Annotated in this window: 20 protein-coding genes and 1 pseudogene; 7 read left to right on the forward strand and 14 right to left on the reverse strand. The window is 64.3% G+C overall.

Annotation, left to right across the window (positions count from 1 at the left end):
* Positions 1–74: 74 nt before the first annotated feature.
* Genes ACMGF8_RS19210 through ACMGF8_RS19225 form a run of 4 tightly spaced genes read right to left on the reverse strand, consistent with a single transcriptional unit; the run spans position 75 to position 6,202 of the window.
* Positions 75–1,490, reverse strand: coding sequence for an ATP-binding protein (locus tag ACMGF8_RS19210; RefSeq protein ID WP_207167760.1), 1,416 nt, complete (start codon positions 1,488–1,490; stop codon positions 75–77).
* Entirely contained in the window at positions 1,490–3,295 is a 1,806-nt protein-coding gene (locus ACMGF8_RS19215) for a DAHL domain-containing protein (RefSeq protein ID WP_207167762.1), read from the reverse strand. Before ACMGF8_RS19215 ends, ACMGF8_RS19210 begins: the two co-directional genes overlap by 1 nt.
* A complete protein-coding gene (locus ACMGF8_RS19220) occupies positions 3,292–4,287 on the reverse strand; it encodes a cytochrome-c peroxidase (protein WP_180988605.1) in 996 nt (331 codons plus the stop codon). Before ACMGF8_RS19220 ends, ACMGF8_RS19215 begins: the two co-directional genes overlap by 4 nt.
* Positions 4,277–6,202, reverse strand: a complete 1,926-nt coding sequence (locus ACMGF8_RS19225) for a putative bifunctional diguanylate cyclase/phosphodiesterase (protein ID WP_207167765.1) — start codon at positions 6,200–6,202, stop codon at positions 4,277–4,279. Before ACMGF8_RS19225 ends, ACMGF8_RS19220 begins: the two co-directional genes overlap by 11 nt.
* 184 nt (positions 6,203–6,386) lie before the next feature.
* Here ACMGF8_RS19225 and ACMGF8_RS19230 point away from each other — a divergent pair, with 184 nt between their 5' ends.
* Positions 6,387–7,745, forward strand: coding sequence for an HD domain-containing phosphohydrolase (locus ACMGF8_RS19230; protein WP_102864561.1), 1,359 nt, complete (start codon positions 6,387–6,389; stop codon positions 7,743–7,745).
* 258 nt (positions 7,746–8,003) lie between these two features.
* A complete protein-coding gene (locus tag ACMGF8_RS19235; RefSeq protein ID WP_102864562.1) occupies positions 8,004–8,660 on the forward strand; it encodes a ribonuclease T2 family protein in 657 nt (218 codons plus the stop codon).
* 179 nt (positions 8,661–8,839) lie between these two features.
* Here ACMGF8_RS19235 and dapA read toward each other — a convergent pair whose 3' ends face one another.
* From dapA to ACMGF8_RS19265, 6 genes are all read right to left on the reverse strand, one after another.
* On the reverse strand, positions 8,840–9,703 hold the full coding sequence (gene dapA / locus ACMGF8_RS19240) for a 4-hydroxy-tetrahydrodipicolinate synthase (protein WP_115582346.1): 864 nt from the start codon (positions 9,701–9,703) through the stop codon (positions 8,840–8,842).
* Between the two features lie 352 nt (positions 9,704–10,055).
* On the reverse strand, positions 10,056–10,775 hold the full coding sequence (locus ACMGF8_RS19245) for an anti-sigma factor (protein WP_115582347.1): 720 nt from the start codon (positions 10,773–10,775) through the stop codon (positions 10,056–10,058).
* Positions 10,772–11,329 carry a sigma-70 family RNA polymerase sigma factor gene (locus ACMGF8_RS19250; RefSeq protein ID WP_416756971.1) on the reverse strand — a complete coding sequence of 186 codons (558 nt, stop codon included), beginning with the start codon at positions 11,327–11,329 and terminating at the stop codon, positions 10,772–10,774. Before ACMGF8_RS19250 ends, ACMGF8_RS19245 begins: the two co-directional genes overlap by 4 nt.
* A 107-nt stretch (positions 11,330–11,436) precedes the next feature.
* The gene (locus ACMGF8_RS19255) at positions 11,437–11,976 is read right to left on the reverse strand and encodes a DUF3455 domain-containing protein (protein ID WP_102864566.1); all 540 of its coding nucleotides are present in this window, start codon (positions 11,974–11,976) and stop codon (positions 11,437–11,439) included.
* Between the two features lie 113 nt (positions 11,977–12,089).
* Positions 12,090–12,635: a GNAT family N-acetyltransferase gene (locus ACMGF8_RS19260; RefSeq protein WP_207167772.1), complete on the reverse strand. Its 546-nt coding sequence runs from the start codon at positions 12,633–12,635 to the stop codon at positions 12,090–12,092.
* Positions 12,636–12,819: 184 nt separating this feature from the next.
* The gene (locus tag ACMGF8_RS19265) at positions 12,820–13,293 is read right to left on the reverse strand and encodes a GNAT family N-acetyltransferase (RefSeq protein ID WP_115582349.1); all 474 of its coding nucleotides are present in this window, start codon (positions 13,291–13,293) and stop codon (positions 12,820–12,822) included.
* Between the two features lie 464 nt (positions 13,294–13,757).
* Between ACMGF8_RS19265 and ACMGF8_RS19270 the strand changes: the two are divergent.
* The 5 genes and pseudogenes from ACMGF8_RS19270 to ACMGF8_RS19290 all read left to right on the forward strand — a co-directional run.
* Positions 13,758–14,072 (forward strand): annotated as a pseudogene (locus ACMGF8_RS19270) (PAS domain-containing protein); the annotation flags it as partial.
* A gap of 81 nt (positions 14,073–14,153) precedes the next feature.
* Positions 14,154–15,323 carry a methyl-accepting chemotaxis protein gene (locus tag ACMGF8_RS19275; RefSeq protein WP_416760333.1) on the forward strand — a complete coding sequence of 390 codons (1,170 nt, stop codon included), beginning with the start codon at positions 14,154–14,156 and terminating at the stop codon, positions 15,321–15,323.
* A gap of 68 nt (positions 15,324–15,391) precedes the next feature.
* Positions 15,392–16,324 (forward strand): chemotaxis protein CheV, encoded by a 933-nt coding sequence (locus ACMGF8_RS19280; RefSeq protein WP_115582350.1) that lies wholly within the window; start codon positions 15,392–15,394, stop codon positions 16,322–16,324.
* Between the two features lie 61 nt (positions 16,325–16,385).
* A complete protein-coding gene (locus tag ACMGF8_RS19285) occupies positions 16,386–16,715 on the forward strand; it encodes a DUF6388 family protein (protein ID WP_060839043.1) in 330 nt (109 codons plus the stop codon).
* 92 nt (positions 16,716–16,807) lie between these two features.
* Positions 16,808–17,392 (forward strand): LysE family translocator, encoded by a 585-nt coding sequence (locus ACMGF8_RS19290; RefSeq protein WP_060839044.1) that lies wholly within the window; start codon positions 16,808–16,810, stop codon positions 17,390–17,392.
* On the opposite strand, the gene ACMGF8_RS19295 is transcribed toward ACMGF8_RS19290, so the two are convergent.
* The 4 genes from ACMGF8_RS19295 to ACMGF8_RS19310 form a co-directional block, all read right to left on the reverse strand.
* Positions 17,389–18,222 (reverse strand): AraC family transcriptional regulator, encoded by an 834-nt coding sequence (locus ACMGF8_RS19295; RefSeq protein ID WP_102864572.1) that lies wholly within the window; start codon positions 18,220–18,222, stop codon positions 17,389–17,391. The two genes, ACMGF8_RS19290 and ACMGF8_RS19295, sit on opposite strands and share 4 nt — an antisense overlap.
* 209 nt (positions 18,223–18,431) lie before the next feature.
* Positions 18,432–18,935, reverse strand: a complete 504-nt coding sequence (locus ACMGF8_RS19300; RefSeq protein ID WP_060841934.1) for a VOC family protein — start codon at positions 18,933–18,935, stop codon at positions 18,432–18,434.
* Between the two features lie 83 nt (positions 18,936–19,018).
* A complete protein-coding gene (locus ACMGF8_RS19305) occupies positions 19,019–21,499 on the reverse strand; it encodes a TonB-dependent siderophore receptor (protein WP_416756972.1) in 2,481 nt (826 codons plus the stop codon).
* A 115-nt stretch (positions 21,500–21,614) separates the two neighbouring features.
* Positions 21,615–22,592, reverse strand: a complete 978-nt coding sequence (locus ACMGF8_RS19310; protein WP_416756973.1) for a FecR domain-containing protein — start codon at positions 22,590–22,592, stop codon at positions 21,615–21,617.
* Between the last annotated feature and the right edge of the window lies 1 nt (position 22,593).

Here is a 22,593-nt window from a genome sequence, read left to right on the forward strand (position 1 = left end):
CGGGTCTTGCAGCGCTCGCTGGCCGTTGTGCCACGCTCGCAATCAGCGCCAGGGACGGGGAGGGCGCGCCCGGTTCAGGCCGGGTCCGGACGATGGGGGCCCTGACGGATCGGCAGTTCCACCCGAAAGGTGCTGCCCACCCCCAACTGGCTGCGGACGCTGATTTGCCCGCCGTGTTTCTTGACGATCCCGTAGGACAGCGACAGGCCCAGCCCTGTGCCCTGGCCCACCGGCTTGGTGGTGAAAAAGGGGTCGAAGATCTTCTGCAGGTGCTGCTCGTCGATGCCGCAGCCACTGTCGCTGACTTCCAGCCAGACCCGCTCGCCTGCCACGCCGTTGCTCAGGGTGATGGTGCCGCGCTCGGGGCCTATGGCCTGGGCGGCATTGATCACCAGGTTCATCACCACCTGATTGAGCTGGGAGGGCAGGCACTCGATCTCTGGCAGCGGCTGGTAGTGCTTGATCAGGTCGGCCTTGTACTTGAGTTCGCTGGCGACGATGTTCAGGGTCGAGTCGATGCCCTGCTGCAGGTCCGCCATTTGCCAATGCTGGTCGCTGTCGACCCGGGAGAAATTCTTCAGGTCCCTGACGATCTGCTCGACCCGGCCAATGCCGTCCTTGGACTCCTTGATCAGCAACGGGATGTCCTCCTGGAGAAAGTCCAGGTCGATGCTTTCGCGCAGGCTTTGCAGGCGCTTGCGCAGCTCCGGCGCGGCGATGGCCTCTTCACTCTGGCGATAGGCCGTGAGCAGCTGGCTGATCTGTTCCAGGTAGCCCGCCAGGCTGCCGAGATTGGAGGCGACGAAGCCGATGGGGTTGTTGATCTCGTGGGCGACCCCGGCCGCCAGTTGCCCGAGGGAGGCCAGTTTCTCCGATTGCACCAGCTGGTTTTCCAGTTGCTTGCGCTCGTCGATTTCCTGTTGCAGGGCCGCGCCGGCCTGTCTCAGGTCCTCGGTGCGCTGCTCCACCAGATCTTCGAGATGGTGCATCTGCAGCAGGGCACGGGCGGTCATCTCCCATTTGCTGGTGAGGGTGCTGGCCATCTGCTGGACTTCGATGTTGTCGAAGGGCTTCTTCAGGATCAGCAGGCGGTTGTGGCCGTGCAGTCGCTCCAGCAGGTCCTCCCAGGAGTAGTCGGAATAGGCGGTGCACACCACCACCTGCAGGCGCGGGTCCTCTTGCCAGAGGCGCTCGATGGTCTGGGCTCCGTCCCAGCCCTGGGGCATGCGCATGTCGACGAAGGCCAGGGCATAGGGGCGCTGCTGCTCCAGGGCCTGGCAGACCTTGTTCAAGCCTTCCTGGCCGCCGTAGGCCGAGTCCAGTTCAAAGGGCTGTTGCCGGGGCTTGGCCTGGGCGCCGAACAACTGCGCTTCCAGGTCGTCCAGGCTGTTGGCGTCCGCCGCAGGCGGGGTGAGGATTTTGCGAAAGTCGTCGTGGATCGACGGGGTGTCGTCGATCAGCAGAATTCGCCGGTTGCTCAGATCGTCCATCAGTGGCCCTCAACGCTGATCAGCGGTATGTCCAGGGTAAAGGTCGCTCCCAGCCCCGGCCCGTCACTGTGCACGCTGAGCTGCCCGTCCATTTCCATGGCGGCCAGGGCGCAACTGTGCAGGCCGAAGCCGTGCCCTTCCTTGCGGGTGGTGAAACCGTGGGCAAAGATTCGCGTCAGGTTCTCGGCGGCAATGCCTTCGCCGCGGTCGCGGACTTGAATGCGCAAGGTCCGGTTGTCGATCACATGGGCACTCAGGGTCAGGGTCCGGGAGTGTTCGTCGAGATCGGACATGGCGTACTTGGCGTTGCTGATCAGGTTGATCAGGATCAGCAGCAGGCGGTGCTTGTCGCCCAGGACCGGTGGCACCTGGGTGTAGTCCTTGACCACCGTGACCTGATGCCGGGCCAGGGCGCCGGAGTTCATGCGCAAGGCGTCATCGATCAGTTCGCCGACCTGCAACGGCTCGATCAGCCGCGAGGCCCCGGCGTAGGACTGCTGGGTGGCGACGATTTCCTTGATGTGGTCGACGCTGCGCCCAAGCTGGGCCAGTTCGCCGCTCATGCCCTGTTGCTCGCTGGCAATGGCTTGTACCAGTTGGTTGAGGTAGCCGGGGAGCAGCTTGCCTTTTTCGTCCTCACTGAAAAAATGCCCCAGATCGTGTTGATGCTGATTGATCAGTTCCATCGCCTTGCCCAGGCCCTGAGCCTTGCTGGAGCGTAGGGTGCGGCTGAGCATCTCGCTGGAGATGTTCACGCTGTTGAGCACGTTGCCGACGTTGTGCAGGACATTGGTGGCGATTTCCGCCATGCCGGCCTGGCGCGCGGCGTCCAGCAACTCGCTCTGGGCCTCCTTGAGTTCCCGGGTGCGTTCCTCGACCCGCTGCTCCAGGTGTTCGTTGGCGCTCTGCAGGGCGGTGTTGACCCGACGGATGACGGCAAAGCTGCTGATCAGGCGGATCGCCAGATAGAGGATCAACAGCACCAGCAGCACCGAGAATGCCAGCAGATACTGGTGGGACTTCTGGTCCTGCAGGTCGGCCTGGAGCTGGTCGTTGTTGAGCAGGCGGGTGATGTCGTCCAGGCGTTCGGCCACCGGGACCGAGGTGAGCCGCTCCAGCAGTTCATTGACCACCGGCTGCTCGCGCAGGACCACGGCGACGTGCTTGCTGAGGATGTCCACCGGTTCGTGCATGGCGGTGGGCAGGCGTTCCTTGTTGACCGTCAGTTTGTTCAGCCCTACCAGGATGTCCGCGGCTTTGTCGCTGCTGGAGATCTGGGCGAACTCCAGGCTGCTGAGCAGCAGGTCGTAGGTGTCGATGGCAAAATTCTGCAGCGCCAGTCGCTGCTGATCATCGAGGTCGGCCAGCCGGCGCTGGATGTCGTCCTCGGCGTAGGGCAGGAATGCCAGTGAGTTGCGCAGCACCGCGTTGTGGGATTTGAACCGTTCCACCAGGTCGGCTTTTTCCTGGAAGGCATTGAGGAACGCCTGGTGACTGGCCTGCCAGGCCGCCGGGGCGCTGTGACCCTGTTGCGAGAGCTGATCCAAGCGCTGCCACAGCTGGTTGATCTGCTGCACCGGCTGCACCAGCGGATCGTAGTCGTGGGTAATGGCGATGCGCGCCTTGAGCACTTCGGTTTCCCATTGGGCGTTCAATTGCTTGATCTGGCCGATCAGGTCCCGGGACAGGGCGAAGTTCGGGGATTGGCCGATCATGGTCTTGAAGTAGAGCAACGCCAGCGCCAGGACCAGGCCCAGGGCCACCAGGGTCAGGAGCATGGAGGGCCAGCGGCGACGCAACTTCATAGCGGCTTGCCCTGCCATTGCCCGGTGAGGGTCTGGAGAAACTTGACGATCAGGCGGGTGTCCTGGGGGTTGGGGGTACGGCCCAACTGGTACTTGAACATCACCTCCACGGCCTGTTCCAGGGTCGTGGCCGAGCCGTCGTGGAAGTAGGGGGCGGTGACCGCCACATTGCGCAGGCTGGGGACCTTGAACACGTTGCGGTCCTGCTCGTCGCCGGTGATCAGGAAACGCCCCAGATCGGCGTCGGTGGGGTTGCCCCGGTCGGCAAAGTAGTCATTCATCACGCCGAACTTCTGGAACATGTTGCCGCCGATATTGACCCCTTGATGGCAGGCGATGCAGCCGTAGTCCTTGAACCGCTGGTAGCCGTACTTCTCCTCCCGGCTGAGGATCTCGGTGTTGCCTTGCAGGTACTGGTCGAAGCGCGAGCCGGCACTGAGCAGCGTCCGTTCATAACTGGCCAGGGCGTCCTGCACGTTGGCGGCGGTGATGGCGTCCGGGTACAGCGCGCCGAAGGCCTGGCGGTAGCTGGCGTCGTCATTCAGGGTGCGCAGCAGGTTGGGCCAGTTGTTGCCCATCTCGGTGGGGCTTTGCACCACGTTGTCGATCTGCGCCTGGAGGGTCTCGACGCGACCGTCCCAGAACTGGCGAAAGTTCAGCGCAGCATTGAACACGCTGGGGGTGTTGACCTGGGAAAGCTGGCCCTTGATGCCCAGGGACTTGACCTGCGCGTCGGCCCCACCCTGGTCCAGCCGATGACAGCTGGCGCAAGAGAGGCTGTTGTCCAGGGACAGGCGCGGCTCGTTGAACAGCCGGCGGCCCAGCTCCACCCGCTGGGGATCGAGGGCGGGTACTGCGGGCAGGGGCTTGAGCGGTTCGTCCAGCGGTGCCGGGAAGGCCGGCGGGGCGACAGCGGCCATCGCCCAGAGCAGCAGGCCGATGAGGCTGTGCGAGCGGCGTCGGCGTTGCCTGGGCTGCTGTTCAGCGATCATGGTCGACTACCTGCTGCTGGGACGCCTGGGCCCGCAGCAGGCGGGCAAAACTGTCGGCCGGCAGGGCCTTGCTGAAGTAAAAGCCCTGGCCTTCCTCGCAGCCCTGTTGCTTGAGGAACGCCAGTTGCTCCTGGGTTTCCACCCCTTCGGCGATGATGCTCAGGTTCAGGCTGCGCCCCAGTTGGATAATCGCGCTGACCAGGGCGGCGTCCTTGGGCTCGTGACTCAGGCCATGGATGAAGGACTGGTCGATCTTCAGCACGTCCACCGGGAACTTGCGCAGGTAGCTGAGGCTGGAATAGCCGGTGCCGAAATCGTCTACCGCCAGGCGCACCCCCAGGGCCTTGATGGCTTGCAGGGTGGCGAGGGTGGCTTCGACGTTCTGCATCAGTACCCCTTCGGTGATTTCCAGTTCCAGCAGGGTCGGGTCCAGGGCACTGTCCCGCAGTGCGTGCTGCAACTGCTGGAGCAGCTGCGGTTGCCTGAAGTCGTTGGCCGAGAGGTTGACCGACAGGCGGATCGGCGCCAGTCCCGCCTGCTGCCAGGCACGGGACTGGCGGGTAGCTTCGCCCACGACCCACTGACTGATCCGGTTGATCAGGCCACTGTCCTCGGCCACTGGAATGAACTGGGCGGGGCTGATCCAGCCCTGTTGCGGGCTGAACCAGCGAATCAGCGCCTCGGCGCCCACCACCTGGCCCGAGGCCAGGTGGATCTTGGGCTGGTAATGCAAACTCAACTCCTGGCGCTCCAGGGCCTGGCGGATGCCCGATTCCAGGTGTTGGCGTTCCCGGGCGCGGTGGGTCATGTCCTCGGTAAAGAAACCGTAGCCCCCCGGTGACTGCTCCTTGCTGTTGCGCATGGCCATCTCGGCCTTCTTGATCAGGCTCAGGGCATCCTGGCCATCCTCGGGGTAGAGGCTGATCCCCAGGCTGGCGGTGACCCGCAGGTCGTGCCCGGCCACATCGTGGGGCTGGCTCACCGTCGCCAGGAGCTTTTCGGCGACGCTACGAACCTGGGGCGGCGGCTCCTGATCATGGAGCAGCACCACGAATTCGTCGGAGCCGTAGCGGAACACCGAGTCCGACTCGCGCATGCTGTGCTGCAGGCTGTGGGCGATCCTCTTGAGCAACTCGTCGCCTGCCGGGTAGCCCAGGGCATTGTTGATCCGCTTGAAACGGTCCAGCCCGAGGAACATCACCGCCAGCTGTTGCCCATAACGCCGGGCCCGGGCCATGGCCTGGCCCAGGCGATCGCCGAGCAAGGCGCTGGAGGGCAACCCGGTGAGGGTATCGTAGTGCAGCAGGTGGGAGACCTTGAGCAGCTCCGCGACCCGTTCCTCGATGGTGCGCTGCAGATCGTCGAGCTTGTGCCGCGCATCCTGGGTCATCTGCCACTTCCAGGTCAGGGCACTGGCCATCTGGCGGATTTCCAGGCTGTCGAAGGGCTTTTTCAGGATCAGCAACTGGTCGCCAAAGGCCAGGCGCTCGGCCATGGTTTCCCAGGAATAGTCCGAATAGGCGGTACACAGCGCGATCTGCAGATCCGGGTCGACCTTCCACAATTGCTCGATGGTTTCCAGGCCGTCCCAGCCCGGCGGCATGCGCATGTCGATGAAGGCCATGGCATAGGGCGTGTCACGGGCCAGGGCCGACTCGACCATGGCCAGGGCCTCGCGACCCTGGAACGCCGAATCCAGGCTGAACACCTGAAGCGGGCGAGGGCTGACGCTGCCGAACAACTGGTCTTCGACCTGGCTCAGGGCCAGGTTCTGCGAGGGCATGAGGATTTTGTGGAAGTCCTCATGGATGGAGAGGCTGTCATCCACAATCAGCACCCGTCGGTTGACTCGCGCAGATGGCGGCGTATCCGAGGGGTCTTGCGAATTTGTCTGTGCGTCGCAGCCAGTGTTCATTGACTTTCCCTAGCGTCCTGAGCGTGCGTCCAACGCTGTGAGCATAGTCACTGGAACATGCACCGTGAGAGGATTTTTTGGCGGATATTCCCGGGTGAACATCAAAAAAATAGCTAGGATTGTCTGGGCTGTAGCGCCGCTGGGCGCTGGCCGGGGAACGAGATGCAGGACAGGGGGACTCACCATGGAAGCGTTGCCGCCCACCGAACCAGGACAGCGTCCAAGCCTGTTGCTGGTGGATGACGAAGAATCGATCCTCAACAGCCTGCGGCGCCTGCTACGCAGCCAGCCCTATGAAGTGCTGCTGGCCGACAGCGGTGCCAGGGCCCTGGAAATCCTGGCCCAGCGTCCCGTTGACCTGGTGATGAGCGATGCGCGCATGCCCGACATGGACGGCGCCACCCTGCTGGCCCGGGTGCGCGAGGGCTACCCGGCCACCCGCAGGATTCTGCTCACCGGCTACGCCGACCTGAGCACCATCGTCAAGGCCGTCAACGAAGGGCAGATCCACCAGTACCTGAGCAAACCCTGGAACGACGAAGAGCTGCTGCTGATCCTGCGCCAGACCCTGGAATACCAGCACGCCGAGCGCGAGCTCAAGCGCCTGCAGCAACTGGTGCTGGAGCAGAACCGCCAGCTCAAGGTGAGCAACGCCGAACTGGAAAAGCGCGTGGCGTCCCGGACCGCCGAGCTGCAACAGACCGCCGACATGCTGGACCTGGCCTATGAAGAGCTCAAGCACAGCTATGTGACCGGCACCGAGGTGTTCTCGCTGCTGGCCAACCTGCGCCTGCCGGCGGACAAGCAGACCAACCGCAAGATCATCGAACTGGTGCGCGCCTGCTGTGCAAGCTATGGCCTGGACGAAACCGCCAGCCGTGACCTGACCATGGCCGCCGCCTTGTACAACATCGGCAAGCTGAGCTGGAGCGATGCCATGCTGGCCGCTCCGGCGGAGCTGTTGCGGCACGCCGATCAGGAGCGCTATCGGGCCTATCCCTCCCAGAGCGAGTCGCTGCTGATGACGCTGGAGCCGATGCAGGATGCGGCGCGGCTGATCCTCCATCATCAGGAACGCTGGGATGGCAGCGGCTTTCCCCAGCATCTGCGGGGCGAGGCGATTCCCTGGGGCGCCCGGCTGCTGAAGCTGGTGGTGGACTTCATCGAGTTGCAGTGCGGGTTGATTCTGGAGCGGCGCATGAACAGCGACGAGGCTTTGCTGTTCATTCGCAAGTACGCCGGCCGTCTGTATGACCCGAACATGGTGGAAGGCTTTGTTCGGGTCTGTGCGGCCTACCTCAATGACGTGACCGTCGATGATCCGACGGTCCGGGTGCTGGGCACCCGTGATCTGCAGGCGGGGATGGTCCTGCGGCGCAACCTCAATGCCGACAACGGCATGCTGCTGCTCAATGCCGGCAAGGTGATCAGCGAGCCGCTGGTGCAGAAGCTGATCGCCTTTGAGGCCATGGAAGGGGGGCACTACAGCATTTTTGTCAGCGTGCCTGAAGCCCCAGGGCCGTCTCTGGACATCGGGCACTGATCGCCGCTCTTGATCTGTGCCCGGTTGTTCCGTCATCTTTCGCACCGCGCGCCGCCCCAGGCCCTGGCGCAGTGTCCCGCTGGCGCCTCGGCCGACGTTCGCTCGGCGTTCGTCGCGCCTGACCGGCTTTGCCGGGGCACGGCGCGGCGAATGTCATGTTCCTGCAACCCCGGCATGCCAAGAAAGTGAAGCTGTGTGCCTGCCGCAGTAACCCGATGGCGGGGCCAGGACGATCCGATTTCCCTAGGAGAGGTAACGATGAGAAAGTTTTTTGCCCTGATGGCGGCCCTGGTGCTGACCCTGGGGATGGTGGGCATCAGCGACGCACGTCAGCCCAAACAGCAGCGCGAGTCGGTGGCGGGGGCTTTTGACTACTACCTGCTGGCTTTGTCCTGGTCACCGACCTTTTGCCTGATGCATCCGGAGAACGAACAGTGCTCGGGCAAGGGCTATGGGTTTGTCCTCCACGGCCTGTGGCCGCAATACGCCAAGGGCGGCTGGCCCCAGTCCTGCCCACCCTTGACCCCGCTGACGCAGGAGGAGCGGGCCAAGGGCCTGACCCTGTTTCCCACCGCCAAACTGATGAACCACGAATGGACCAAGCACGGCACCTGCAGTGGCCTGGGGGGCATGGGGTACCTGGATGCGACGGACAAGGCCCTGGCGACGGTGCAGATACCGCAAGCGCTGCAGCCTTCGACCGCGGTGCGTTACTTTGAAGCCACGCAGATTGCCCAGCAGTTTCGCCAGAGCAACCCGGGGATCGCCGAAAACGGCATCGCCATTCTCTGCAGCGGCCCCGAGCTTTCCGAAGTCCGGGTCTGCCTGACCAAGGACCTGGACTTTGGCCCGTGCGGCAAAGGTGTGAAAAACCAGTGCCGCGCCGGCCAGATCCGTATCCCGCCGATCCGCTGAAAGCGTCTGCGCACCGCCTCGAACGGCGCCGACGGGGCATCGAGATTGTCGTGCCCCCGCTGCCGTAGGAGCCGGCTTGCCGGCGAAGCGGTCCTCGAACCTTGCACCGGGCTTGAGGACGCTTTCGCTGGCACGCCAGCTCCTACGGGCCACAGGCACGTCAATTCCGATGTTCCGTATCAGGGCAGGTCGGCCAACAGGTTCTGCAGGTGTACGGCGGTGGCGGCGCTGCAATCGTGCATCGGTGCCCGCAGGTGTGGCTCGATCAGTCCCTGATGGGCCAGCAAGGCTTTCACGGGGGCCGGGTTGGGCTCGGCGAACAGCGCCTGAATCAGCGGCACCAGTTGCCGGAAGGTGGTCCGCGCCGCATCCAGCTGCTGGTCGCGGACCTGGCGCTGCAACTGCACGAACAACTCCGGACGAATGTGCGCCGCCGCCGCAATGGCTCCGCTAGCCCCCAGGCACAGGGCGCTGAACAGTTGCAGGTCCTCGCCGCACAGCACCTCTACCGTGCCGCTGGCCAGCAGCGCCAGGGTCTTGTCCAGGTTGCCGCCACAGTCCTTGACGGCGGCAATCCGCGGATGACGCACGATGTTGAGCAGGGTGTCCTTGTCCAGGTTGACCCCGGTGCGATAGGGAATGTCGTAGACGATCAGCGGCACGCTGGAGGCATCGGCGACGCTGTGGAAGAAGCTTTCCAGGGCCGCCTGGGAGGGGCGGATGTAATAGGGCGCAGGCACCAGCAGGGCCGCCACCGGGCGCTTGAGGATTTCCGTTTGCAGGTTCAGCAGCGATTTCAGGTTGTTGCCTGCCAGGCCCATGATGACTCGCCCGGCGGGGGCCTGTTCGAGCACGGCGTCGAGTACCGCCAGTTGTTCGTCCTTGTCCAGGGCCGCGGCTTCACCGGTGGTGCCGCAGACTACCAGCCCGGCCACGCCGCTTTCCAGCAGATGGGCGCTCAGGCGCCGCAGGGCGGCAAAGTCGATGGCGCCATTGTGAAAGGGCGTGACGATGGGGACCCAGATTCCTTGAAACGATGACATGCGTGTTCTCCTGATGGTTGACCGTCGGGTCGTCGTCAGAAGAGTAGAAGGGCGTTAAGCAGGGGGCGGGTGTCCGTAGCGCTTGATGTCCTGTCAGCTCATCTGACGGGACACAGCGCCCCGGTCACATGAGCGACTGTTTCTTCGATTTAGAGTTGCAAGCCACCCAGGCTCCGGCCTTGGCCAGCAGGCCAATGGCGCGAGAATCGAGGGTAAGGGCTTGGGACATGGCTGAGGCAGACTCTGAAATCAGGCGCACAGTTTTAAAAGCCGGTGCGGGGTTTGTCAATCCTCGAACAGGGCTCGGTTGATTGGCCGCTGCCACGCCGGGTCAAGGCGGGTTCTCCCCTGGTCACAAAGTCTTGACGGCGCGGCCGATGAACTGCACGGGGCCGGTAGGCCTGCCCACCGCCGAGCCTTGGCGATCTTCCAGGGTCAGCTCGAACAATTGATTGGTTTGCAGGGGTGGCAGGTGATCAAGCGGCACACGCAACGGCTGGCCGGGCTTGACCAGCCCAAGAGACACCGGGCCCTTCCAGTCGTCGGCCTTGGTCCAGAACTCCAGGGCCTTGTCCGCCGGAACCTCGATGCTGCCCAGTGGAATCAACTGCAACTCCCGGGTGTCATTGGCTTGCACCACCCAGCCGGGTGATTTGTCCTGAGGGGCTACCAGCACCACCAGGTAACTGGGAGGGGCATCGGGGCGCAGCATCAGCAGGCTGGCCAACAGGACACTGGCGGCCAGGCCGGCAGCGGCCAATCCGCGCCACAGCGCCAGAGGGTTGAAGCGCCTGGCGCTATTTACGGCCGAGACCGGCTCCGGTTCAGCCAGTTGCTCCAGGCTGCGTTCTATACGTCGCCAAAGCCAGGGCGACGGCGTGACGGGATCGGCCAAAGCGGTGAGGGGATGCAGGCGCTGTTCCCAGCTTTGCACGGCGCTGCGCAGGGCGGGGTCATGGGGCAGGCGCTGTTCGAGCAGGCGCCGTTGTTCGGCGTCCAGGGTGCCCAGGACATATTCACTGGCCAGGGCCTGGAGCGTGGGATCGCTGTCGTCCCGTGGACCGATATTCATCCCAGGCACTCCCGTAAAGCACTGAGACTGCGCTTGATCCAGGCTTTGACCGTCCCCAGCGGGGTGGTCATTCTGGCGGCAATCTCCATGTGTGAATAGCCGTCCAGATAGGCCAGCAGGAGACACTCGCGGCGCTGTGAGGGCAGTTGCCCCAGGCAATGCTGAAGACGTCCGGCATCAGCCAGCGCGGTGACCGCCTCTGTGTTCATGGCCAGCCCGTCAAGGGTGTCCAGGTGGTCTGCATAAGGTTCTTCAATAGGCACCTCACGGCCATGGCGGCGCAGGAAATTCAGCGCCAGATGCCGGGTGATGCTGAACATCCAGCCGCGGGCACTGCCTCGTTCCGGGTCGAAACTGCTTGCGCCTTGCCAGATTCGGATAAAGGCGTCGTGCAGGATGTCTTCGGCCAGGGCCGTGTCGCGTACCAGGCGTTTGGCGACGCCGAGCAAGCGCGGCCCTTCCTCGTGATAAAGGGCTTCCAGAGCCTGGCGCTCACCTCGGGCACAAGCGGCGATGCAGCCTGCGTGGTCAAACAGGGGTTCGGGTAGAGACAAGGGCATTTACCTGCGACAGATGACAGCCACCGCCACCCAAGCGGTGCAGTGGCTGTCAGCAGCGTAGACCAGTTGCCTATGCCTGGCCTTGCATCTTGGGCGGCGAATCAGCGGGCCGCCCAGAAGATGTAGTCCGCCTGGTACTTCACTGTTTCACGGGTGCCCTTGTTAGCGGCGGTGCACGCGCTGCTGGGGGCCACGCCACCCTTGAGGGCCACTCGCTGAATGTAACTGACGCCGCTCATCAGCCCCTTGCCTTCGGCCGGATTGGCCTTGACCAGTTGATAGGGCAGGTTGCCGGCGCTGGACGGCGCCACGGCGACCTGGGTCCCGGTGATCTTCGAACCGTCCTTGGCCTGCCAGGTGGCTGGTGGGCCGAAGTAGTCACCCAGCACTTTGCCGCTGCGATCGCTGAGCACCGCCTTGGGGCCGACGAAGACCCATTCGGTCTCGCCCGGTGCATTGGCCTTGTCCCGGCACTCGTAGGTGATTTCACCGGTGCCCACGGTTTCCAGGGCAACTTTGTGGCCCTCCGGCACCTTGATGCTGTCGGGCAATGCGCTCTGCGCCTGGGCCACAGGCAGGGCGCCCAGGCAGGCGATGGTCAAGGTTGCGCTGAGGCAGAGAAGACGTTGTTTGGCGTGCATGGTGGCTCTCCATTGGGGATCGGTTCGGCAGTTTTCAGGACTGCTATGGGTACTACCCCTGAGCGACGTATCTGGATGCAGCGCCGAGAAAAAATAGTCAGCGCAGCGGCATATCATCCGCTGCGGGTCATCCGGTGATCCTGGGCGTTGAGCCGGTACAGCAGGCTCGGTGGCTGCCCGGGAAAGTCCTCCAGCTCGCCGTCCAGCGTCATCCCCAGGCGTTCCAGGGCCCGCCTGGACGGCAGGTTGTCGGGCCGCACCAAGCCGGTGACCCGGGGCGCCAGCAGTTCGCCGAAGGCCAGTTGCAGGGCCGCCTGGGCCATCTCGTTGGCGAAACCCTGGCCCCAGGCTTGGGGGGTGAAGCGAAAGTACAGGTTCAGCCCGGCCTCCTGCCCGAAGTGCGCCCGCATGAGCCCGCCAAAGCCGATGATCTGTTGCGGAACGTCCAGCCGGGCGATGGCCCAGTAGCCAAAGCCGTACTGCTGCCAATGGGCAATCCAGCTGTGCAGCCGGTCGCTGGTGGCTTCGGCGCTGTCCGGGCCGCTGGGGTTGAAGCGGTGGGTCTGCGGGTCGCCGTGGATGGCGCAGGCCTGCGGCAGGTCGGCCAGGGTCGGTGGACGTAACAGCAGGCGTGTGGTGCGGGTGGTGGACGACAACATGGGCGAGGCTCTTTGCTTCAGATGAGATGGAGCGCCGGGTGGCAGGTGGTGGTCAGGCCTGTGCGGGTGGTCCCGGAGAAGGTAGGTGATCGCCCCGGACTTTGCCATTGTCGTCAGGGCGCACTGGTTGAAGCCGCGAGCAGGGCCCAGCCTGCGCAACGAACCGCTTGCCGCCGCTGCTGCGTCAGTCTGGCCAACGGTAGAGGCTGGCGGGATAGCCCTGGGCGATGATCGGTGTCGGGGTTTGCCCCGGCAGCATGGCCTGCCAGAAATCCCGGGCGGGCAGGTTGGCGCTGAAGTGCATCACCTGCCAGGGCCCCTTGTAGTGCTCGAACAGTTGTTGCGTCACCTGCCGGCCGACGCCCAGGCGGCGCAGCCGTCGGGCGATGAACAGGTAGCCGAGGTTGTACCGCGCATCGCTGTCGCAGCGTTGCTGGTCGACGACGGCAAAGCCGGTCAGCTCCCCCGCCACCAGGATCAGCCAGGGATGGGTGGCCGGGTGGCGCCAGTAATCGTCCAGGGCCTGGATGGCGTACAGCCCCTGGGCTGCGAATTTGAGTGGCAGCCACTGACTGAGCTCATAGAGATAGAACTGCATGAGGTTTTCCAGGCAGGGCCAGTCGTCGCGAGCGGCCGGGCGCAGTTCAAGATGGTCCATCAAGGGCGACTCCAGCCCCGATCGGTCCGAGGCACAACGGGTGGTGGTGAAAAATGGGGGGTTAAAGGGAATCTGCCACTGATCAATGCGCGCGGGAAGGCTTTGACGAGTTTGTTTTCCATGTGCGGAAGATGGAGTTTGCAGCGGCGCTGAGTATTTTGGAAATAATGCTTCTCAATAATTAGAAAGCTAGCTTCCTATGTTTAGGTGAATGTTGATGTAAGTCATAAAAGTCTTTAATTCGGCTCGTTCAAGTGGGATTGCTTGATGAAGTTTTCACACCCTGATTAAGGCTCGAATCTAGACTTAAGTCGACTGGATCGATAGTGGCCATTTGCAATAATTGACTTGGCTCTGGAAAGTTCTGCGGGTAAGCAGAGGATGTCTTCAGGTCATCGCAGGATGCGGAAGTTGTTGTTTGATAGTGAATAGCAATTGAATACTTTCCTGCGAGGCATTTCAGAATGAGAAACAATCTTCCTGTGACCCAGCGCGAGCTGGTGTTTCCCGCCGAACAGCGGCTGATTTCCGCCACCGATGTTCACGGCAAGATCACTTACTGCAATGACGAGTTTGTCGCGGTCAGCGGTTTCAGCCGCGAAGAACTGATCGGCAGCCCGCACAATATCGTGCGCCATCCGGACATGCCCGAAGCGGTGTTCGCGCACATGTGGTCCTACCTCAAGGACGGCAAGAGCTGGATGGGCATCGTCAAGAACCGCAGCAGCAACGGTGACCACTACTGGGTCAACGCCTACGTCACGCCGATCTTCAGCAAGGGCGTGATCGCCGGCTACGAGTCGGTGCGGGTCAAGCCCGAGCGCGAACAGGTGGAACGCGCCGGCGCACTGTATCAACGCATGCGTAGCGACAACCTGGCCTTGCCCTGGAGCTACCGGGTGGCCAGGGTTTGCGGCTTTGCCTTGCCGCCGCTGCTGGCCCTCGCGGCTACGGCCGGGGCCTATTGGCTGGGTGGCCCCTGGGCGGCACTGGGGGCGGCGGTTCCCGGTTATTTCGCGGTACAGGGGTATGCCTTCTATCGCGCGCGGCAGATGTTGCAACGCATCAGCTCGGTGTCCCTGGGCAGTTTCGACAGCGAGCTGATCGCCCGTACCTACACCGACGAACACGGCCCGGTGGCCCAGTTGCAGATGATCCTGATCAGCGAATCGGCGAAAATCCGCACCGCCCTCAGCCGGCTTGGCGACTATGCCAACCAGGCGGCGTCCCTGGCCTCTACCAGCCAGAGTCTGTCCAAGCAGGCGGAAACCGCCCTGGGCAAGCAGCGCGACGAAGCGGACATGGCGGCCACCGCGATGAACCAGATGGCCTCGTCGATTTCCGAGGTGTCGGTGCATATCCACGACACCGCCTCGGCCGCCGATCAGGTCAACAACCTGACCCAGGTGGGCTCCGAGGAAGCCCAGAAAACCCGGGTGGTGATCGAGAAGCTGGCGGACACCGTGGACGCGGTCAGCCAGTCCGTGGAGGGCCTGGCCGCGGAAACCCAGTCGATCCAGCAGGCGGCCAACATGATCCGCTCCATTGCCGAGCAAACCAATCTGCTGGCCCTCAACGCGGCGATCGAGGCCGCCCGGGCCGGTGAGCAGGGCCGCGGTTTCGCGGTGGTGGCCGACGAGGTCCGGGCCCTGGCCTCCAAGACCCAGGAGTCGACCCAGAGCATCCAGCGCATCATCGTCACCCTGCAGGAAGTGGCCACCCAGGCGGTGGAAGTGGCGCGCCAGGGCAGTGTCGAAGCGCGTTCCGGCGTAGCCCAGGTGATCAGCACCCAGGAAGCCCTGAATGGCATCAACTCGGCGGTGGAACGCATTCACCAGATGAGCCAGCAAATGGCCGCCGCTTCGGAGCAGCAGGCCCATGTCGCTGAGGAAATCTCCGAGCAGATCACCAAGATTGCCCGGGTTTCGGATCAGAACGCCGAGATTGCCGTGCATTCGTCCACCGTGGGCGGCGATCTGGAGTCCACCGCTCACGAACTGAACGCCTTGGTGACCCGTTTCAATAGTTGAACGGCAATGGCCGTCAGCAACTTTCATTTAATCGCCGATTGATCAACTAGATCAGGGCAGGGGGTCGTATGTCCAGTGTGATGGAAACGGTGAATAGCCGTACTCAGTTGGCCGGGCAGAATCGTCTGGAACTATTGTTGTTTCGATTTAATGAGTCACAGTTGTACGGCATCAACGTCTTTAAAGTCAGAGAAGTTCTCAAGTGCCCCAAGTTGAATGTACTGCCTATGTCACATTCGGTGGTGTGTGGCGTGGCCAATGTTCGCGGTGTATCCATTCCGATACTTGACCTGGCACTGGCCACCGGCTTGCCCGGAGTCGAGGATATCGACAACGCTTACGTGATCATTACCGAGTACAACAACAAGACCCAGGGTTTCCTGGTCAGTGCGGTGGAGCACATCGTCAACCTGAACTGGGAGGAAATTCACCCGCCACCCAAAGGCAGCGGCCTGGACAACTACCTGACGGCGGTGACCCGGGTCGGCGAGCGCATGGTGGAGATCATCGACGTGGAGAAGGTCCTGGCCGAGGTGTCGCCGGTCTGCGAGGACATCTCCCAGGGGGTGATCACGGCGCAGACCCAGGTCGCTGCGGCCCATTGGCGGGTGCTGACGGTGGACGACTCGGCGGTGGCACGCAAGCAGGTGACCCGCTGCCTGGAGAGCGTCGGGGTGCAAGTGGTGTCGTTGAAGGACGGCCGCGAGGCGCTGGAGTACCTGCAGGCCCTGCTCGACGCGGGCAAGCGCCCGGACGAGGAGTTCCTGATGATGATCTCCGATATCGAAATGCCGGAAATGGACGGCTACACCCTCACCGCCGAGGTGCGCAACGACCCGCGCATGAGGCAACTCTATATCGTGCTCCATACCTCGCTGTCCGGGGCCTTCAACCAGGCCATGGTGAAGAAGGTCGGTGCCGATGATTTTCTCGCCAAGTTCCGCCCCGACGATCTGGCCGGGCGGGTGGTGGACCGGATCGCCAGCCTGACGCCGGCGTGAGCCGGCCCCCCGGGGCAGTGAGGCAGTGCCCGGGATTGATTTCATGATGGGAGTGAGCGTCATGCAAATGTCTGAACTCGACTATCAGCAAGCCTTGCTGCGTTACCTCGCCGAACGTCCGGAACTCGCGGCCCAGCTGGGGCTTGGGCCATCCTCGGGACGCCCCTGGCAACCCGGGGACTTGAGCGAGTTGCAGATCCAGCACGCCAGTCGGCTGTTTGACGAAGAAGCCCGCTTGCGCGGCATGGGCAACTGGGAGCTGGCGCTGTCGTTCATTGCCCGCACGCCCCAGGAACTGAAGCGGATGACCCTCGAGGCACATCGGGAAATCGCCGAGATGGTGGACATGGAGTGGGACCAGTATTGCCAGCTCAATCACTTGCACTGCTAGAGGCCGACGAGGGCAGTTTTCTTCAATACGCTGCGATCCTGGCTCCCTAATCTGGGCGGCGGTCAATCCGACCCAGATTGGAGAAACAAGACATGAGCCTGGTGTTTTCCATGGCGGCCTTTGCCCTGGCCGCTTCCATCACTCCGGGGCCGGTAAACATCGTCGCCCTCAGCAGCGGCGCGCGTTTTGGCTTGCGCAGCAGCATGCGCCATGTGACCGGAGCCACCTTGGGCTTCGTCGGGCTGCTGGTGCTGATCGGCCTGGGGCTGCACGAACTGCTGCGCCAGTGGCCGATCCTGACCCAGGGCATTCGCCTGTTTGGCGTGGCCTTCCTGCTGTTCATGGCCTGGAAACTGGCCAGCGACGATGGCCGGCTCGACACCCAGGACCAGGCGCGGGCGCCTTCGGCCTGGTATGGCGCGCTGATGCAGTGGCTCAACCCCAAGGCGTGGCTGGCCTGCGTGGCCGGCATGGGGGCCTTTGCCGCCGACGGCGAGCTGCGCCAGGTGTGGCTGTTTACCGCGGTGTACCTGGTGATCTGCTACCTGTCGATTGCCTGCTGGGCCTATGTCGGCAGCTGCCTGCGCCACTACCTGAGTCATCCGCCGGGGGTGCGTCTGTTCAACCGCAGCATGGCGGCGTTGCTGGCTGCCAGCGCGGCTTATCTGCTGTTCTAGCGCTGGCCGCGGTACTGGCCGGGAGTGGCCGCCAGGTGTTGTTTGAAGGCGCGCTGGAAATGCGCCTGATCGGCAAAGCCGGCCTCCAGCGCCACCTCGGCGATCGGCGCGCCGCTGCGCAGGCGGGCCTGGGCGAACTGTACCCGCTGGTTCACCAGGTAGGCGTGGGGCGGCATGCCGAACTGCTGCTTGAAAGCGCGGATCAGGTAGGACGGTGACAGCTGCGCCGCCTGGCACAGGTCGTCCAGGCTCAGGGCCTGGGTGCAATGCCGGCGGATGTAGTCGGCGGCTTCCTGCAGTTTGCGGTTGTCGCCCCGGGGCGGCGCCTCGGCGGGGTTCAGGCGCTGCTGCAGGTCGCTGAAAAAGCTCACCACGGCGCTGTGCTTGAGCAGGGGCTCGGCCTCGGCGGCCACCAGGGTCCGGTACAGCTGCTCCAGCTCGGCGAACAGCTGCGGGTCGCGGCTGTGAGTCTCGCGAAACGGCCGAAAGCCCAGCTCGGCGCAAAAGCCCAGGTCCTGCTGCAGGGCGGTCAGCCAGGGCGTGTCGACATACAGCATGCGATAGGACCAGGGCTGATCGTCGATCGGGTTGCAGGCGTGCACCACCCCCGGGTTCATCAGCACCACGGTGCCGCGGCTGACCCGCCACTGCGAGTGGCCGCTGAGGTAGGTGCTGACACCCGCGGTGATGCTGCCGATGGAGAACTGTTGGTGGGCATGGCGGCTGTAGCAGACCTTGCGGCCATCGGCGATGGAGCGGGCTTCGATGAACGGCAGGGCAGGGTCGCGCCAGAACTGCGGTTCCTGGTCGGCGGTGAGGGCAGGCTTCATTGAGGTTGTCCGTCTGCGAAAGCTGGCGCGATTGTATAAGGCTTTGTACGAAAAGCCTTGATACTCGGTGATGCTGCGTTGAAAACGGTCTCGTGCGCGAGTCCGATCGGAATGCTCATTTACACCCCGTAAAGTCGAACGCGACCCCGGCCGTTCCTCGACCGTTTTCGCCTTGCCTGACCTTCGTCTCAAAACTTTTCGTACAGAGCCTAGCTCTGGCCGTCGAAGGCGCGTTGCAGCGTCGCGATATCGAGTTTTTTCATCCCCAGCAGGGCCTGCATCACCCGTTGCGAACGGGCCGGGTCGGGGTCGCAGATCATCGGCGTGAGGCACTGCGGCACGATCTGCCAGGACAACCCGAAGCGGTCCTTGAGCCAGCCGCAGCGCTGCGCCTGTGGCGGGCCGCCAAAACCCAGGGCGTTCCAGTAGTGATCCAGCTCGGCCTGGCTGCGGCAATGCACTTGCAGGGAGATGGCTTCGTTGAAGCAGAACAGCGGGCCACCGTTGAGGGCGGTGAAACCCTGGCCGTCGAGTTCGAACGCCACGCTCATCACCGAGCCCTCGGGGCGTCCGTGAATGTCGAAGCCGGCCTTGCCGTAGTGGCTGATGTGGGTGATGTGTGACTGTTCGAAGACCGAGCAGTAGAACTGTGCCGCCTCGTGTGCCTGGTGGTCGAACCACAGGCACGGAGTGATGGTCTGGATACGTGGCATGGTGTCGGTCCTCTGCGGGTTGATCACGCTGGCTCAAGCGTAGTCAACCCGCTGCCGCGCAGCGCGACCGTGGATCGGCGCGCTCAGAAGTCCCAGCGGGTCGCCAGTTGCAGGCTGCGTGGCTCGCCGTAGAAACCGGTGCCGAAGTTGCCGATGCCGGTGTAGTACTGCTTGTCGAAGAGGTTCTTCACGTTCAGGGTCGAGCTCAGGTGCTGGCTGAACTGGTAGCGGGCCATGGCGTCCACCAGGAAGTAGCCGTCCTGGGTGATGCGCGAGTCATGCCCGCCGTTGACCGCGTCGCTGGGGTCGGGCTGGTAGACCTTGCCGAAGAATTGGCTCTGCCAGTTGACCCCGCCGCCCAGGGTCAGGCGGTCCCAGGCGCCGGGCAGGCGGTAGCTGCTGAACAGCCGCGCCACCTGCTGCGGCTCGGTGGTTTGCAGGACCGAGCCGTAGACGTAGTCGTGATTGGCGTCGCGGGTGTGGTTGTAGCTGTAGCCGGCGGACAGGTTCCAGCCGTCCAGCAGCTCGCCGGCCACCTCGACCTCGAAGCCCTTGGTGGTCGCGCCCTTGGTCGGGCGGTAGACGGCGTCGGTGCCCCAGCCGTCCACCAGTTGCGCGACATTGTCCTGCTGCACATGAAACACCGCGAAGCTGGCATTGACCCGGCCGTCCAGGTATTCGGCCTTGATCCCGGCTTCGTAGCTGTCGCCCTGCACCGGGTCGAGGATCCTGCCGTCGGCGTCCTTGCTCATCTGCGGCTGATAGATGCTGGTGTAGCTGGTGTACAGCGAGTAGCGGTCGTTGAGGTCATAGACCAGCCCGGCATAGGGCGTGACCACTCCGGTCTGCTGGTAGCGCTGGCGCGCGTCGGCGCGGCCGGGCTCAAAGTAGCGGGTGTTGTCGATGCCCTTGAAGTCGCTGACCCGGGTGCCGAGGATCACCGCCAGGTCGTCGCTGGGCTTGAGCCGGGTGGCCAGGTAGGCACCGGTCTGGCGCTGGAGGATGTCGTTGTCGCCGATCTGCGGGATGTCCGGCTTGGCGAATTCGCCGCGCCACTGATAGATGCTGCCGCCCACCGGCGGGTACACCGAACCGTGGACCGGGATGTCCTGCTTGGCGTTCATCAGCATGAAGCCGGCGATCAGCTCGTGTTCGCGGCCCAGCAGGCTGAAGGGGCCGTGCAGGTTGATGTCGAGGTTGTCCTGGGTCTGCTCGCCCTTGAACTTGCCCATGTACATGAACATGCCGTCGCCGCTGGCCTGGTCCGGGTTGCCGCCGCTGGCCGAGCCCAGCAGGGTGTCGTGCTCGCGGCGCAGGTGGTCGTAGCTGACCTTGAGGGTCCAGTCATGGGCCAGTTGCTGTTCCAGGGAGGTGAACAGGGTCTGGTTCTTGAAGTCGCGACGGCTCCAGTCGGTGGCCGGGTTGAACGAGCGGGAAAAGTGTGTGCGCGAGCCGTTGCTGAAGTACATCGGGAAGCCGGTCCAGGTGGCGCCTCGGGAACGGGTGTTCTGCTGGTCCAGGCCCACCGTCAGCAGGGTGTCGGGGGTCAGGTCGGCCTCCAGCACGCCGTAGGCGATGTCCTTGCTGTTCTGGTAGTGGTCCAGGTACGAGCTGCGGTCCTGGTAGACGCCGACGAAGCGCCCGCGCAGGTTGCCGGTCTCGGTCAGTGGCCCGGAGATATCGCCTTCGCTGCGGTAGTTGTCCCAGGAGCCGAGGGTACCGGTGACCGAGGCCTTGAAGTCCTTGGTCGGCCGCTTGCGGATCAGGTTGACGGTGGCCGAGGGGTCGCCGGAGCCGGTCATCAGGCCGGTGGCGCCCTTGATGATTTCCACCCGGTCGAAGGTCGTCATGTCGGTGCTGGTGGTGCCGTAGTCGTAGACCCCGTCGTAGGTGACGTTGACCCCGTCGTACTGGAAGTTGGTGATCGGCAGGCCGCGGCTGGAAAACTCCCAGCGTTCGCTGTCGTAGTTCTGCACGCTGACCCCCGGGGCCCGGCGCAGGGCATCGGCGATGCTGTTGCTGCCCTGGTCGTCCAGTTGCTGGCGGGTGATCACCGTCACCGATTGCGGGGTTTCCCGCAGTGACAGGTTGAGGCCGGTGGCCGAGGCGCTGGCCCCGGTGGTGTAGCTGCGGCTGTCCTCGGTGACGCTGCCCAGGCCCTGGGCGGACACCTGAGTGGTGCCCAGCTGCAACGGGCCGCTGGCGGTCGGCAGCGCTTGCAGCACATACCCGCCGCTGACGGCCTGGGCTTGCAGGCCGCTGTCCTTGAGCAGCTGCTGCAGGGCTTGTTCGACGCTGTAGCGGCCCCGCAGCCCCGGGCTCTGCTTGCCGGCGGCGAGGTCGTTGTGCCCGGCGACAAAGACCGCGCTCTGTTCGGCGAAGCGATTGAGCACGCTGACCAGTGGGCCGGGGCCGATGTCGTAGCTCCGGCGCTGGCTGTCCGCCTGCTGGCTGGCGGGGTTTTCGGTGGCCTGGACCCAGGGTGCGGGCAGGCACAGCAGGGCGCTGCACAGGGTCAGGGGACGCAGGGACGGGCGCAAGCGGGGACGGTTGGGGGTTGGCATGGGGTTCCCTTGTGGATCGGCAATGTGAGTGCTGTTACCCGGTTAACCGAACCAGACAGGCAAAAGGGAACCGCAACCTTAAAAAAAATGTTCGCCGGATGTTCAGGCGCGGGGTTCAGGCCCGAGGCTCAAGGGTCACCCACCAGGCGGTCAGGCGCTGGACCCGCACCGGCAGGGCGGCTTCCAGCAGGGCCAGGGCCTGGTCGGAATCATGCAAGGGGAAGGCGCCCATGACCGGCAAGCGACCCAGGGCCGGGTCGCAGCCCAGATGCCCCGGGCGATAGCGCCCCAACTCTTCGAGCAGTTGCGCCAGGGGCAGGTTGTCGGCCAGCAGCAGCCCGCGACTCCAGGCTTCGCGAGCGGCGCTGGCGCCTTGCAGCGGACCCAGCGCGACGGCGTCGAAGGCCAGCTGCTGGCCGGCGTCGACCCGCTGCTGCCGGCCGCTCTTGGCGCTGTGCACTTGCACCGCGCCGGCGTAGACGTTGAGCAGGGTGCGGGCGCCCTCCCGGCGCACGCTGAAGCGCGTGCCTAGGGCCTGCAGCCGTCCGTGTTCGGTGTCCACCCGCAGCGGTCGCTGCGGATCCCTGGCGGTGTCGATGAGGATTTCGCCCTGGTGCAGGTGCAACAGTCGCTCCCGAGCGCTGTAGCGCACATCCAGCGCGCTCAGGGCACTGAGCCAGAGGTGGGTGCCGTCGCTGAGCCGGACCTCGCGGATCTCCCCGGTGCCGGTGGCGTAGTCGGCTCGCCAGCGACCCAGTGCCTGGGGCAGCGGCGTGCCGCGCCAGGTGCCCCAGCCCAGGCCGAGCAACAGCAAGGCGCCGAGCACCTGGCGCCGCCCCAGTGGCGCTCGCCGGCCACCGCGCAGGGCCTGGCCGGCGGCTTGCTGGGCGCCGGCCTCCTGCAACGGCAGCAGGCACTGGCTGACCCGCTCGACGTAGCCCCAGGCCCGACGGTGTTCCGGGTGCTGTTCGAGCCAGGCCTGCCAATGGTGGCGTTGTTCGTCGCTGACGGCTTCGTCCTGGAGCTGCACGTACCAATGGGCGGCCTGTTGCAGGCTGGCATGGCTCAAGCGCTGGGCGCCGTGTTCGCTCATG

It is taken from the genome of Pseudomonas sp. BNK-7 (genome assembly GCF_048072025.1).
In the GTDB taxonomy this organism is placed as follows: Bacteria; Pseudomonadota; Gammaproteobacteria; order Pseudomonadales; family Pseudomonadaceae; genus Aquipseudomonas; species Aquipseudomonas danubii.

Excerpts from the sequence above, each read along its gene's own strand:
- ACMGF8_RS19265 (WP_115582349.1), bottom strand. The coding sequence starts at position 13,293 with ATGGACCATCTTGAACTGCGCCCGGCCGCTCGCGACGACTGGCCCTGC.
- ACMGF8_RS19305 (WP_416756972.1), bottom strand. The coding sequence starts at position 21,499 with ATGCCAACCCCCAACCGTCCCCGCTTGCGCCCGTCCCTGCGTCCCCTG.
- ACMGF8_RS19310 (WP_416756973.1), bottom strand. The coding sequence starts at position 22,592 with ATGAGCGAACACGGCGCCCAGCGCTTGAGCCATGCCAGCCTGCAACAG.
- ACMGF8_RS19290 (WP_060839044.1), top strand. The coding sequence starts at position 16,808 with ATGAGCCTGGTGTTTTCCATGGCGGCCTTTGCCCTGGCCGCTTCCATC.
- ACMGF8_RS19275 (WP_416760333.1), top strand. The coding sequence starts at position 14,154 with ATGCGTAGCGACAACCTGGCCTTGCCCTGGAGCTACCGGGTGGCCAGG.
- ACMGF8_RS19255 (WP_102864566.1), bottom strand. The coding sequence starts at position 11,976 with ATGCACGCCAAACAACGTCTTCTCTGCCTCAGCGCAACCTTGACCATC.
- dapA (WP_115582346.1), bottom strand. The coding sequence starts at position 9,703 with ATGTCATCGTTTCAAGGAATCTGGGTCCCCATCGTCACGCCCTTTCAC.
- ACMGF8_RS19295 (WP_102864572.1), bottom strand. The coding sequence starts at position 18,222 with ATGAAGCCTGCCCTCACCGCCGACCAGGAACCGCAGTTCTGGCGCGAC.
- ACMGF8_RS19225 (WP_207167765.1), bottom strand. The coding sequence starts at position 6,202 with ATGAACACTGGCTGCGACGCACAGACAAATTCGCAAGACCCCTCGGAT.
- ACMGF8_RS19210 (WP_207167760.1), bottom strand. The coding sequence starts at position 1,490 with ATGGACGATCTGAGCAACCGGCGAATTCTGCTGATCGACGACACCCCG.
- ACMGF8_RS19220 (WP_180988605.1), bottom strand. The coding sequence starts at position 4,287 with ATGATCGCTGAACAGCAGCCCAGGCAACGCCGACGCCGCTCGCACAGC.
- ACMGF8_RS19260 (WP_207167772.1), bottom strand. The coding sequence starts at position 12,635 with ATGTTGTCGTCCACCACCCGCACCACACGCCTGCTGTTACGTCCACCG.
- ACMGF8_RS19285 (WP_060839043.1), top strand. The coding sequence starts at position 16,386 with ATGCAAATGTCTGAACTCGACTATCAGCAAGCCTTGCTGCGTTACCTC.
- ACMGF8_RS19230 (WP_102864561.1), top strand. The coding sequence starts at position 6,387 with ATGGAAGCGTTGCCGCCCACCGAACCAGGACAGCGTCCAAGCCTGTTG.
- ACMGF8_RS19235 (WP_102864562.1), top strand. The coding sequence starts at position 8,004 with ATGAGAAAGTTTTTTGCCCTGATGGCGGCCCTGGTGCTGACCCTGGGG.
- ACMGF8_RS19215 (WP_207167762.1), bottom strand. The coding sequence starts at position 3,295 with ATGAAGTTGCGTCGCCGCTGGCCCTCCATGCTCCTGACCCTGGTGGCC.
- ACMGF8_RS19280 (WP_115582350.1), top strand. The coding sequence starts at position 15,392 with ATGTCCAGTGTGATGGAAACGGTGAATAGCCGTACTCAGTTGGCCGGG.
- ACMGF8_RS19300 (WP_060841934.1), bottom strand. The coding sequence starts at position 18,935 with ATGCCACGTATCCAGACCATCACTCCGTGCCTGTGGTTCGACCACCAG.
- ACMGF8_RS19245 (WP_115582347.1), bottom strand. The coding sequence starts at position 10,775 with ATGAATATCGGTCCACGGGACGACAGCGATCCCACGCTCCAGGCCCTG.